Below are 13619 nucleotides of genomic sequence, written 5' to 3'. Positions count from 1 at the left end.
GTCTGCTGCGCAGCCCAGCGGGGATAAATCCCCTCGCCACGACAGCATCGGAGTATCAGTTACAAGTGGCAGTACAGGTTTTTGTGGCGAGGGAGCTTGCTCCCGCTGGGCTGCGAAGCAGCCCCCAAGCCAGTCACTGCGGTGTGTCAGGCTGATCCCGATAGGTCTTTTGGGTCTGCTGCGCAGCCCAGCGGGGATAAATCCCCTCGCCACGGATTGCGGGCGGCATGACCCACCGTGGCGAGGGAGCTTGCTCCCGCTGGGCTGCGAAGCGGCCCCCTAACCAGTCACTGCGGTGTGTCAGGCTGGTCCCGATAGGTCTTTTGGGGTCTGCTGCGCAGCCCAGCGGGGATAAATCCCCTCGCCACGGATTGCGGGCGGCATGACCCACCGTGGCGAGGGAGCTCGCTCCCGCCGGGCTGCGAAGCAGCCCCCAAACCAATCACTGCGGTGTGTCAGGCTAATCCCGATAGGTCTTTTTGGGTCTGCTGCGCAGCCCAGCGGGGATAAATCCCCTCGCCACGACAGCATCGGAGTATCAGTTATAAATGGCAGACAGCTTTTTGTGGCGAGGGGATTCATCCCCGCTGGGCTGCGAAGCGGCCCCCAAACCAGTCACTGCGGTGTGTCAGGCTGATCCCGATAGGTCTTTTGGGTTACTGCGCAGCCCAGCGGGAATAAATCCCCTCGCCACGGATTGACGGCTGCATGACCCACCGTGGCGAGGGAGCTTGCTCCCGCTGGGCTGCGAAGCGGTCCCCAAACTCTATCAGGCAGTGAAGTCGCTGGCATGCAGCTCCTTGACGCCCACCAGGGCGAGTTCGAACTCGGCGGTGGCGTCGGCGTTGGTACTGCCGTAGAGGATGCCGTCGACAAACCGCAGTTGGCCGGTGGCGTTGGTGGTGTCGAAGGCGTTGCTGCCGATGAAGGTGAACGCATCATGGGTCGCGGTCAGCGGGTTGGCGTCGAGGCCGGTGAGGTCCAGCTTGTCCAGCTCGGTGGTCTTGAACCCGTTGATCACATCCCGCGCCACGCCGACGCCCATGTCCGACAGCGCGCCAAACGCATAGGTGTCCGCGCCCGTGCCACCCGTGAGATTGTCGGTGCCCGCGCCGCCGATCAGCCGGTCATCGCCCGAGCCGCCCACCAAGGTGTCGTTGCCCGCGCCACCATTGAGGATGTTCCCGGCGCTGTTGCCCGACAGGGTGTCAGCGTAGGCGCTGCCCGTCAGGTTCTCGATGAACTTCAAAGTGTCGAGCCCCGAACCCACGGTGTTCTGCTGCGCAGACGTCGACAGATTCACCGTCACCCCAGACAGGGCCCGCTCGAACGACACCGTGTCGTTGCCATCGCGCCCGTCGAGGATGTTGTTCCCGGCACCGGCGAACAGCGTGTTGTCCAGCGCGTTACCGATCCCGTTGGCGTCGCCAGCACTGTCGATATACAGGTTCTCGACGTTGGTGCCCAACGTGTAGGTCGCCAGGCTGCTGTGGACGCTGTCGATGCCGCCGGACACCGGGTTGCTGCTGGTCTCGATCACCGTATCGCTGGCGTTGTCGACGTAGTACGTGTCGTTGCCATCGCCACCGCTCATGCTGTCGGCCCCTGCGGCGCCATCGAGCACGTTGTTGGCGACGTTGCCGGTGATGAAGTTGCGCCGCTCGTTGCCGGTGCCGTCGATGTCCGACACGCCGGTCAGCACCAGGTTTTCCAGGTTGGCGCCCAGGGTCCAACTCACCGACGCTTGCACCGTATCGATCTGCGAGGTCGAGGTGTTGGTTTCCACCACGCTGTCGAACGCGTTGTCGACGATGTAGATGTCGTTGCCATCGCCACCGGTCAAGGTGTCGGCGCCCAAGTCGCCGTCCAGCGTGTCGTTACCGGCGCTGCCCACCAGCGTATCGTCCTGGTCGGTACCGAAGATTTTCCCGCCCTCGTTCTGCGCGCCGTCGAAAATGTCCTGCACGCTGTTGTTGTCGTTGGGGTTGCCATGGAAACCGAGGTCATCGGCGATGTAATCCGCCAGGCGCTGGCCGACGATTTCCGCCGACTCTTCGTGCAGATGCCAGACGTCATCGGGATATACCAGCGGGTCGACTTCATAGCGCAAGGGCAGGTCGGTGTAGTCCACCGCGAGTTTCACATCGGCGCGCTCGGCGGCGATGGCTTCCTGGGTGGCGCGGACATAGCCGACCCCGTCGACGATGGCGGCGATCTTGTCTTCCGAATAGCCACGGGCTCGCGCCGCGTCCTGCTCGTAGTGACCGGTCTCCATCATGTACACGGTGAAATTGCCGAACTGGGCGTGCAGGTAATCGAAGACCTTCAGCGTCGCCGCCTTATACGCTGCTGCGGCCGCTGCCTTGTCGGTGGCCCTGGCGATTTCCTGGGCGGCTTCCTCGCCCTGGCCCCAGATGATGCCCATGGTCACGTTGTCGATGGCCTTCAGTTCGGTGAGCTGGTCGCGCAGCAACGTCACGGCCCGCAACAACGCTGGCCCGGGTTGGTTGGTGTCGGTCAGCCACCAGCACAATTTCAGCTCCTCGGCGCCCAGCGTCGACAAGCCGTTGACCGTGCTGCCACCCACCGCGATGTCGATCCCGTTGCCGTCGGCATCGGTGAACTGGCTGCGAACGTCATAGGTGGTGTACTTGTCCAGGTCGTTGACCAGCATTGAGGTGCCGGATTGATCGTCGTCTTCGGTCATGCGCAACAGGCGAGCGTTGGATTGGCCGAGCGTGGGCAAATAAAGGATGTCCTGCTGGGCGCGTTCGCCAAAGACGAAGTCACTGGCGGTGAGGGTGTTGAGGTAGTTGCCGTTCAGCGCGATCTCGAAACGATTGCCATCGGCGTCGGCCTCGCTCGACTTCACGTAGGTCTTGTCGCCAGCGGCGTTCAGGGTCATGTAGAGCGTGCCGTTGCTGCCATCGCCGAGGCCGGTAAAGCCCAGCGCGGACACGTCGATCTTGTCCACGCCGACGGTGAAGTCGTAGATCGTGTCCGTGGCCGTGACGCCGCCGGTGTCGTAGTCGCGGTAGCTGTCGGACAGGTTGCTGTAGCGGAACGTGTCGGCACCGTCGCCGCCATACAGCGAGTCGCGTCCGGCACCGCCGTCGATGATGTCCGCGCCCGTGCCGGCCTTGATGGTGTCGCTGCCGCCCAGGCCGAGGATCAAATCTGCGCCGGCCGTGCCGTTGAGGGTTTCGGCATTGGCGGTGCCGGTGATGGTGTTGGCGGGGGAATCGGCCACCGTCAGGGCGAAACTGTCACTCACCGAGGCGCCCGAAGGGTCGGTGGCCTTGACCAGCACGTCGTAATTGCCGGCGGCGGTGTTGGTTGGGGTGCCGCTGAAGGTCAGGTTGGTGGCGTTGAACGTCAGCCACGAGGGCAGGGCGCTGCCGTTGGCGAGGGTCGCGGTGTAGGTCAGCACATCTTGGTTGGCGTCGCTGAAGCTGTTGCTGGCCACGGTGTATTTGAACGGCGTGCTTTCACTGGCGTTCTGGTCCAGCAACGGGATGACCACCACCGGCGCCACGTTGGTCGGGGTGTTCTGGTCGGCGAAGACGAAGTGATTGGCCGTCAGGCTGCTGACAAAGTTGCCGGCCATCGAGATTTCGAAGCGGTTGCCGTTGGCATCGACCGTGAGGTCCTTGAGGTAGGTGCGGTTGGTCGACGAACTGTACGTGACCTGCAGGGTGCCGTTGAGCCCGTTGCCCAGGCCGGTATAGCCCAGGGCCGCGACGTCGATCTTGTCGGCGGCCACGTCGAAATCGAGGATCTGGTCACTGGCACTGGTGGAGCCGGTGCGATAGCTGTCGAGCTTGGAGGTGTAGCGGAACACGTCGGCGCCCGTGCCGCCGGTGAGCTTGTCGACGCCGGTGCCGCCCACCAGGATGTCGTTGCCGGCGGCGCCGTTGAGCGTGTCGTTGCCCGCGCCGCCGAAGATCTGCTCGTTGGCCGTGGTGCCGGTCAAGGTGTCGTTGTTTGGCGTGCCGTTGATGATCACCGAGGTGGGCACGTCCTGCACGGCGAGGGTGAAGCTGTCGCTGACGGTGGCGTTGCTGCCATCGGTTGCGGTGACCTGGATCGAGTAGGTGCCCGACGCGGTGTCCGGCGGCGTGCCGCTGAACGTGCGCGTGGCGGCGTTGAACGTCAGCCAACTGGGTAGGGCGCTGCCATCGGCCAGCTTGGCGGTGTAGCTGAGGCTGTCGTTGTCCGGATCGGTGAAGGCGGTGGCCGGCACTACATAGCTGAAGGGGGTCTTCTCGGTGGCGTTCTGGTCCAGCAGCGGCGTCGCCACCACGGGGGCCTGGTTGACCGGTGAAGACGTGGCGAAGACGAAGTTGGCGTTGGTCAGTTTGTCGAGGTAGTTGCCGTCCAGCGCCACCTCGAAGCGGTTGCCATTGGCATCCGCCTCCAGCGACTTGATGTAGGTCTTGGTGCCGGCGCTGTTGAGGACCAGGTAGACGGTGTTGTTCTTGCCATCGCCCAGCCCGGTGAAGCCCATGGCGGAAAGGTCGATCTTGTCGGCGGCAATGTCGAAGTCGGTGATAAGGTCACCGAGGTTGGCGCCGCCGGTGTTGTAGTTGCGGTAGCTGTCCAGCCGGTTGGAGAACACAAAGGTGTCCGCCCCGGCGCCGCCCGTGAGGGTGTCCATGCCGGCGCCGCCGTCGAGCTTGTCGTCACCCGCGCCGCCGCTGAGGCTGTCGTTGCCGGCCAGGCCGAGCAGGGTGTCGGCGGCATCGCTGCCAAGCAACGAGTCGCTGCCGGCGGTGCCGGTGATGACCCGGTTGAAGATGAAGTTGCTGGCCGTCAGGGTGCTTGCCAGGTTGCCCGAGAGAATCAGTTCGAAGCGATTGCCGCTGGCATCGGCGTCGTAGTCCTTGATGTAGGTGCGGTCGTTGCTGGCGCTGTAGCTGATCTGCAGGGTGCCGCCCCGGCCGTTGCCCAGGCCGGTGAAGCCGAGGCCAGCGAGGTCGATTTTGTCCTGCGTCACGTCGAAGTCGGTGATGGTGTCGTCGAAACTCGCCGTGGCGTTGCGGTAACTGTCGGATTGGCTGGCGAAGCGGAACGTATCGGCACCGGTTCCGCCGGTCAGTTTGTCGACCCCCGCGCCGCCCACCAGGACGTCGGCCCCGGCAGCGGCGTTGATGGTGTCGTTGCCGGCCGCGCCGTAGAAGATTTCGCTGGCGCTGGTGCCGGTGAGAATGTCGTTGCCCGCCGTGCCTTGCACAGTGGTCATCGGCACCGTGGCGCTGACGTAGCTGCCGTCACCGTAGAGCAGCGTGGCGCCCTTGCTGGTGTGGCTGATCGTGTTGGCGATGATGGCGTTGCGATCGGTGCCGTCTTCGTTGCGCTCGGCGACGCCGTAGGTGGACAGGTTGCTGCCGCTGATCACGTTGCCCTGGATCAGGTTGTCGCTGCCGTTGAAGTACTTGCCGGACACGCCGAGGGTGTCGTCGTAGGACTGGATGATGATCTCCGGCACCGCGCTGCCCAGGGCGTTGTTGTTGAGCGTGTTGTCGATGATGTCGACGTGGTTGCTGCCGTAGATGCGGATGCCGGCGCTGGTGTTGTCGTGGATGTCGACGCCGGTGACGGTGACTTCGCTGGACAGCTTGATCAATACGCCTTCAGCGCCGTTGCCGTACACCTCGCCGCCGGTGATGGTGATGTTGCTGGGCGAGGGAATGTTCTCGCTGCCGCGCTGCACCACGATGCCGTTGCCACCGTTGCCGTAGGCAACGTTATTGGTCAGGGTGAAATCGTGGGTGCTGGTGACGACGTTGAAACCGTGGCGGTCGTTGTCGTAGGCAATGTTGTTTTCGAAGGTACTGTCGCTGAGGAAGTCGGCGACGAAACCATCCAGGCCGTTGCCGTGGGACACACTGTTCTTGATGACCATGTTGACGGTCTGCTCGTGGGGGTCGAAACCGTACCCGGAGCAATCCTTGATCTCGACGCTGTCGAGGGTGACGTTGGAGTCATAGCCTTCTTCGCCGGGGATGTAGCCGTTGAACCAGCCGTCCACCTTGCCGGTGGTGGCGTCGCGGTTGCCGTCGATGGTGAGGTTGCTGACGCCGAAATCGTGGGTTTCCTCGCCATAGGCCGAACGGATGATGCCGGTGATCTTGGTGTCGGAACCATCGGCCAGCTTGACCGTGGTGTCGCCCATGCCGTCGCCGTACAGGTAGACGTTGCTCTTGAGCATCAAGCAGCCATCGGACGGTTCCACGCCCCCCGAAACGATGTACGTACCGGTGGGCATGTAGACCTGCCCACCGCCCGCGGCTGCCGCCGCATCGATCGCACTTTGAATGGCCGCCGTGTCGTCAGTAACGCCATCTCCTTTGGCGCCAAAATCTTGTACGTTGAAAATCATGGACTTATCTCCGTATCAGGCTAAAAACCTCGTTGGATGCCAATATTCCATCGGCGACCACGGAGTTATGACCCAACGGAGTGAAAAAGTTGTGACCGCGTATCGGGGAAGTGTCAAAAAACTGATAAACGGTTATGCGGGATTTCAGATGTGTAACATTTCCTTGACGCTTTCCTGGGCAAACATGGAAACCCTGTGGGAGCGAGCTTGCTCGCGATAGCGGTGTATCGGGCACTTTGATGTAACTGATCCGACGCTATCGCGAGCAAGCTCGCTCCCACAGGGTTGCGGTGGTTCTCACAGAGCTGTGGTGGTTTCTCACGGGAATGCAGTGGTCTGGCTTTTCCTTGATTGGCATCAACCCCGCCGCCAGCCCTGCGCGATACCCTCGAATCAACCATTCGCCCCGCCGAAGAAGGGCTGCCATGACTTATCCGCTATTCCTGACCCTGCATCTGTTCGCCGCGCTGGTCTTCATCGGCACGGTGTTTTTCGAGGTGCTGTTCCTGGAAAACATCCGCAAGCAGTTGCCCAACAAAGTGATGGTGCTGCTGGAACAGGGCATCAGCCGGCGTGCCCGGCAACTGATGCCGTGGGTGTTGCTGGTGTTGTTTGGCGCAGGCATCGCCATGGTCTGGCTGCGCTATCGGCCGGTTCTGGCGGCGCCACTGCAATCGTCGTTCGGCATGTTGCTGGGGCTCAAGATCCTGCTCGCCGTCAGCGTGTTGGGGCATTTTCTCTGGGCCATGTGGCTGTTTCGAAGCGGGCGCATGAACGCGCGCTACGTCCAGTTCATTCATACCAGCGTGTTCCTGCACATGGTCGCGATCGTGCTCTTGGCCAAAGGCATGTTCTACCTGAGCTGGTAGCGGCTGCGGGACGCTTGATGCAGGTCAAGGTGCCCGCACGGGATAAGCCCGACACTGTTGCCGTGCGAGCCACTCGGAGATTGTCATGTTCGACCTGTTCCATTCCCCCGGTGACCGTCCCTCGGGGCGAGCCCCTGCGGTGGCGGACTTCGATTGTCCGGTCGGTACACGCAAGTTCCACGGCGGCATCGGCTCGCTCGACTTGCTCAGGGGCTTGCGCGCCAGCCGGCAGAAACGCCGTCCGCTGTCGCTGACGGTGCACCTGCCATCGCGCTTGCGGCTGGCCTCGTGCTCACCCCTGGCCAGCGTGTGCCAGTGCGGCGAAATCGACGGCTACCTGCAACGCCTGACCTACGAACTGGGCCTGGTCGCCTGCCACCTCGGCAGCGGGCGACGGGTCGAGCAGTTTTGCCTGACCGGCGGAACCCCGGTGATTACCCATCTGCAACGGTTGATGAGCGACCTGCGCAAACGCTTCGATTTCTGCGAAAGCGGCGACCACAGCATCGAGGTCGACCTGCACCATACCGACTGGTCGACCATGGGCCTGATCCGCGACCAAGGCTTCACCCATGTCAGCATCGGCGTGCCCGACATCGGTGTCGACAGCGAGCTGTCGGTCGATTGCTACCAGAACCCGGCGCCGATCCATTCGCTGATCGATGCGGCGCGGACCTTTGGTTTTCGCTCCATCAACATTGACCTAGGCTACGGCCACGCTTGGCAGACGCCCCGGAGTTTCGCCCAGAAACTGGCGACCTTGATCGAGCTGGAGCCGGATCGCCTGCACGTTTTCGATTATGCCCGCGCGCCTTATCGCTATCGTTCGAAGAACGCCGGAGGCGCCGGGGCCTTTTGCAGCGAGGCCGACAAAGACGCGATGCGTCGCGCTTGCTGCGAACAGCTGGTCGCGGCGGGTTATCACTACATCGGCCTGGGTCAGTTTGTCCGGGCTGACGACGACCTGGCCGTGGCCCAGGAGCACGGCCGACTGCATCGCAACTGCCAGGGATTTACCCGGCATGGTTGCTGTGACCACGTCGGCCTCGGCTTGGCGGCCATCACCCAGATCGAACAGCTTTATGTGCAGAACACCGATGACCTGCTGCGGTACTGCCAGCAGCTCGACGCCGGGCAGTTGCCGGTGTGTCGTGGCTGGCGTTGCGAAGCGCAGGACCAGATCCGGGCGACCGTCACCGAACAGTTGTCCTGCGACCTGGAGCTGGATATTCCCGCCGTCGAGTCGCGTTTCGGCCTGGTGTTTCGCGAACATTTCGCGGCCATCTGGCCACAGTTGGAGCAGTTGCACGCTCAGGGATTGATCGAGCTGTCGAGCCGTTTCATCGGCATCCTGCCCGCCGGGCGCCTGAGCGTGGACGCGATCTGCAACCTGTTCGACCCCGCACTGGATAACGCAGGCCATAACTCTTTTGAGAAGTTGAACCCTTCATGAACGCTGCCTCCGCTTTCAATCGCGCCCTGGTCGAAAAATACGATCGCCCGGGGCCGCGCTACACGTCGTACCCCACCGCGCCGCAGTTCCATCCGGCGTTCGCCGTGGACGAATATCGCCACGCCGCCGAGCGCAGCAACCAGGTCCTGGTGCCCAAGCCGTTGTCGGTGTACATCCATATCCCGTTCTGCCAGAGCCTTTGTTATTACTGCGCCTGCAACAAGATCATCACCCGCAAGACCCACCGCGCCGCCGAGTACCTGACCTACCTCAAGCGTGAAATTGCCTTACAGGCCACCTTGTTCGACCGCTCGCGCAAACTGACCCAATTGCACCTGGGCGGCGGTACGCCGACCTACCTGACCCACGAGCAACTGGCCGAGCTGATGGACTGCCTGCACCAATCTTTCGACATGGACGACAGTGACGCCCACGAGTTCTCCATCGAAGTTGATCCACGCACCATCGATGCCGAGCAGGTCCAGGGCTTGCGTCAGTTGGGATTCAATCGCCTGAGTTTCGGCATCCAGGATTTCGATGCGCAAGTGCAGGCGGCCGTCAATCGGATACAAAGCGAAGCGCAAGTCGCCGAGCTGGTGGCGGCCGCGCGGCGGGCGCGGTTCAAGTCGGTCAGCGTCGATCTGATCTATGGCCTGCCGTTGCAGACCATCGCCAGTTTCGACGTCACCCTGGACAAGATCATCGCCCTGCGTCCTGACCGGATCGCGGCGTACAGCTACGCGCACCTGCCGCAGCGGGTGAGGGCGCAACGGATGATCCGCCCCGAAGACATGCCGCCACCGGAGCGCAAGCTGGAGTTGCTGGAACTGACCATCAATCGCCTGACCGAGGCCGGCTACGTGTACATCGGCATGGACCATTTCGCGCTGCCTGATGACGAACTGGTGCGCGCCCGTGCCGAGGGGACGTTGCAACGTAATTTCCAGGGCTATTCCACCCACGCCGATTGCGATTTGATCGGCCTGGGCGTGTCCTCGATCGGTAAGGTCGGCGACAGCTACAACCAGAACGTCAAAGAGCTTTCGCAGTATTACGCGCGCTTGGATCAAGGCATGCTGCCGGTCCAGCGCGGCTATCGCTTGAGCGATGACGACCGCTTGCGCCGCGAAGTGATCAGCGAACTGATGTGCCACGGCCGGATCGATTTTGGCCGGATCGAGGCCGCCCACGGCATTCGTTTTGCCGATTACTTCGACGAGGCGCTGGACCGGCTCCAGGAACTGGTGGGTGATGGGCTGCTGGACATTCGCGACGATGGGTTGGTCTTGCTGCCCCAAGGGCAACTGATGATGCGCAACGTGGCCATGGCCTTCGACGCGTACCTGGCGGGAGAGCAGACGGTGCAGTATTCGCGTACGGTTTGATGGTATGTAACGGGTTCGCTTTTTGTGGCGAGGGAGCTTGCTCCCGCTGGGGTGCGCAGCAGCCCCAAAACCAGCCACCGCGGTGTGTCATTTGGATCGCGGCCAACTTCCTTGGGGCTACTTCGTAGCCCAGCGGGAGCAAGCTCCCTCGCCACAGGGTTCTGTTTCTCCAATAAAGATTGTTCAGTTCAACGCTTTTTTCAGAAACGGCGCAGTACGGCTCTCTCCGCAACCCGCGACAACCTCCGGCACGCCACTCACCACGACCTTCCCACCCTGCGTCCCGGCCCCGGGGCCGATGTCGATGACCCAATCGCTCTGCGCCACCACCCGCATGTCATGTTCCACCACCACCACGGTATGGCCTTCGTCCACCAGGCGATTGAGCTGCACCAGCAAGCGATCCACGTCCTGGGGGTGCAGGCCATTGGTGGGCTCGTCCAGCACGTATAGCGTCGCGCCGCGGGCCTTGCGTTGCAGTTCCGTTGCCAGCTTGATCCGCTGGGCCTCGCCGCCGGACAGTTCGGTGGCCGGTTGGCCGAGGCGCAGGTAGCCCAGGCCGATGTCCTGCAGCACTTGTAGCGAGCGCTTGGCTGCCGCTTGTTCGGCAAAGACTTCCAGAGCCTGGTTCACCGTCAGTCGCAGCACCTGGGCGATGTCCAGGCCTTGCCAGCGCACTTCCAGGGTCTGCGGGTTGTAGCGGGCGCCGTGGCAGGTCGGGCAGGGGGCATAGACGCTGGGCATGAACAGCAATTCCACGCTGACGAAGCCTTCGCCTTCGCAGGTTTCACAACGGCCCTTGGCGACGTTAAAGGAAAACCGCCCAGCGTCGTATCCCAACGCCTGTGCCTGTTCGGTTGCGGCGAAGAGCTTGCGCACGTGGTCGAACAGTCCGGTGTAGGTGGCGAGGTTGGAGCGCGGGGTGCGGCCGATGGGTTTCTGATCGACTTGGACCAGTCGCTTGATGCCCTCGAGCCCGGCGCTGACTTGGCCACCGCTGGCCTGCACCGGTTCGTCCTCCAGGCTTTGTTCTTCGACCTCGGCGGTGGCGTTGGCCTGGCCCAGGTGAGCGCCGACCAGATCCAGCAAGGCCTGGCTGACCAGGCTCGACTTGCCCGAGCCGGAAATGCCGGTCACCGCCGCGAAGCAGCCCAGGGGAAACGCCGCGCTCAGGTTATCGAGGTTGTTGCGGGTGATGCCTTCCAGGCGCAGCCAATCCTTGGGGGTGCGTGGGGTTCGCGCGGTGACGTGGTCTTCGGCGAACAGATAGCCGCGGGTCTTGGACTCGGCCACTTGCCCAAGGCCTTCGGGTGGACCGCTGTACAGAATCCGGCCGCCTTGCTCGCCCGCGTCGGGGCCGACATCAATGAGCCAGTCGGCGCGGCGCATGGTGTCCAGGTCGTGCTCGACCACGAACACCGAATTGCCCGCCGCCTTCAGGCGTTGCAGGGCGCCGAAAAGGGCTTCGCTGTCGGCCGGGTGTAAACCGGCGGAGGGTTCGTCCAGCACGTAGATCACGCCGAATAATTGCGAGTTGAGCTGGGTCGCCAGGCGCAGGCGTTGCAGCTCGCCGGAGGACAGCGTCGGCGTGCTGCGTTCCAGGGCGAGGTAGCCGAGGCCGAGGTCAATCAGCGTGACGATGCGATCGAGCAGTTCGGCGGCAATGCGTTGGGCGGCCAGGCGCTTCTCCAGCGACAGATTGTGCGTGTGGCGCGCGTCGGGCCCGCCGGCGTGTGCGTTGTCGCCCCTGGCCGCGCGTTGCTCGCGGGCTTCGCGGGTCTGGCGGTGGCTGAGCACATCGCCGGGCTCTTCGGGTTGTGCCAGATAATCGGGCGCCGCGACGGTCTTGAGCACGTCGGCCAGTTCCAGCAACGACAGGTTGGACAGCTCGGCGATGTCCAATCCGGCGAAGGTAACGGTCAGCGCCTCGCGCTTGAGGCGCTTGCCGTCGCAAACGGCGCAGGGGCTGGCGCGCATGTATTGGGCCACGCGCTTGCGCATCTGCGCGCTTTGCGAGTGCATGAAGGTGTGCAGCAGGTAGCGCCGGGCGCCGCTGAAGGTGCCCTGGTAGCTGGGTTCGAGCTTGCGCTTGAGGGCTTCGCGGGTCTGGGCCGGGGTGAGCCCGGCGTACACCGGGACAGTGGGAGTCTCTTCGGTGAAGAGGATCCAGTCGCGTTGCTTCTTCGGCAGGTCGCGCCAGGGAATGTCGACGTCATAGCCGAGGGTCACGAGGATGTCCCGCAGATTCTGGCCCTGCCACGCCATGGGCCAGGCGGCCACGGCGCGTTCGCGGATGGTCAGCGAAGGGTCGGGCACCATGGTGGCTTCGGTCACTTCATGGACTCGGCCCAAGCCGTGGCATTGCGGGCAGGCGCCTTGGGGCGTGTTGGGCGAGAAATCCTCGGCATAGAGCATCGGCTGGTCAGCCGGGTAGCTACCGGCGCGGGAGTAGAGCATGCGGATCAGGCTCGACAACGTGGTGACGCTGCCCACCGAGGACCGCGCGCTCGGCGTGCCGCGTTGTTGCTGCAAGGCGACCGCTGGCGGCAGGCCTTCGATGCTGTCCACGTCCGGCACGCCCACCTGATCGATCAGCCGCCGCGCGTAAGGCGCGACCGACTCGAAGTAGCGACGCTGGGCTTCGGCGTAAAGGGTAGAGAAGGCCAGGGAGGATTTGCCGGACCCCGACACACCGGTGAACACCACCAGGGCATCGCGAGGGATGTCGACATCGACGTTCTTGAGGTTGTGCTCGCGGGCACCGCGCACCCGGACGAAACCGGTGCCAGCGGCGCAAGCAGGGGTGAAGCGTGGAGGCATCGGGGATTCCTTGTGGCTGTCGGGGCGGTACGGCGGTGGGAGCGGACTGCATCATAGCGCTGAACATTATGCGACCGGGTTTGACCGTTTGCGTGCGAAAAAAATTCGGGCGTGACACAAGGCCGACGCAAATCCCGTGGCGAGGGAGCTTGCTCCCGCTGGGCTGCGCAGCAGCCCCTGGAATAGCTGCTGAGGTGTGTCAGGTAATTGCGTTTGGCCTTTTTGGGGTCGCTTCGCAACCCAGCGGGAGCAAGCTCCCTCGCCACGGGGATTGGGGTGGCTGGGAAAAAGGGTCATCAACGCTGCCCTTGTGGCGAGGGGATTCATCCCCGCTGGGCTGCGCAGCAGGCCCTGGAACAGCTGCTGAGGTGTGTCAGGTTGATTGCGTCCAGGCCTTTGGGGTCGCTTCGCAACCCAGCGGGAGCAAGCTCCCTCGCCACGGGGATTGGGGTGGCTAGGAAAAAGGGTTATCAACGCTGCCCTTGTGGCGAGGGGATTCATCCCCGCTGGGCTGCGCAGCAGCCCCTGGAACAGGCGCCGAGGTGGATCAGGTTAATTGCGTTTGGCCTTTTTGGGGTCGCTGCGCAACCCAGCGGGGATGAATCCCCTCGCCACAAGTGTTTCGATTGGCTTTGGACACAAGGCCGACGCAAATCCCGTGGCGAGGGAGCTTGCTCCCGCTGGGCTGCGCAGCAGCCCCTGGAACAGCT

Annotated in this window: 5 protein-coding genes; 3 read left to right on the top strand and 2 right to left on the bottom strand. The window is 63.4% G+C overall.

Annotated features, from left to right (window positions below):
* Nucleotides 1–769: 769 nt before the first annotated feature.
* Nucleotides 770–6382: a putative Ig domain-containing protein gene (locus tag FHK92_RS04640; RefSeq protein ID WP_181287036.1), complete on the bottom strand. Its 5613-nt coding sequence runs from the start codon at nt 6380–6382 to the stop codon at nt 770–772.
* Between the two features lie 425 nt (nt 6383–6807).
* Here FHK92_RS04640 and FHK92_RS04635 point away from each other — a divergent pair, with 425 nt between their 5' ends.
* From FHK92_RS04635 to hemN, 3 genes are all read left to right on the top strand, one after another.
* The gene (locus FHK92_RS04635) at nt 6808–7251 is read left to right on the top strand and encodes a CopD family copper resistance protein (RefSeq protein WP_181287035.1); all 444 of its coding nucleotides are present in this window, start codon (nt 6808–6810) and stop codon (nt 7249–7251) included.
* A gap of 85 nt (nt 7252–7336) precedes the next feature.
* Complete coding sequence (locus tag FHK92_RS04630; RefSeq protein ID WP_181287034.1) at nt 7337–8704, top strand: coproporphyrinogen III oxidase; 1368 nt, start codon at nt 7337–7339, stop codon at nt 8702–8704.
* Nucleotides 8701–10089: an oxygen-independent coproporphyrinogen III oxidase gene (gene hemN / locus FHK92_RS04625; RefSeq protein ID WP_181287033.1), complete on the top strand. Its 1389-nt coding sequence runs from the start codon at nt 8701–8703 to the stop codon at nt 10087–10089. Before FHK92_RS04630 ends, hemN begins: the two co-directional genes overlap by 4 nt.
* A gap of 183 nt (nt 10090–10272) precedes the next feature.
* On the opposite strand, the gene FHK92_RS04620 is transcribed toward hemN, so the two are convergent.
* Nucleotides 10273–12909, bottom strand: a complete 2637-nt coding sequence (locus FHK92_RS04620) for an excinuclease ABC subunit UvrA (protein WP_181287032.1) — start codon at nt 12907–12909, stop codon at nt 10273–10275.
* Nucleotides 12910–13619: the final 710 nt, after the last annotated feature.

The organism is Pseudomonas brassicacearum subsp. neoaurantiaca (assembly GCF_013608025.1).
GTDB lineage: Bacteria > Pseudomonadota > Gammaproteobacteria > Pseudomonadales > Pseudomonadaceae > Aquipseudomonas.
The sequence above is the reverse complement of the archived record's forward strand: the minus strand, read 5'-3'. Positions and strand labels throughout refer to the sequence as shown.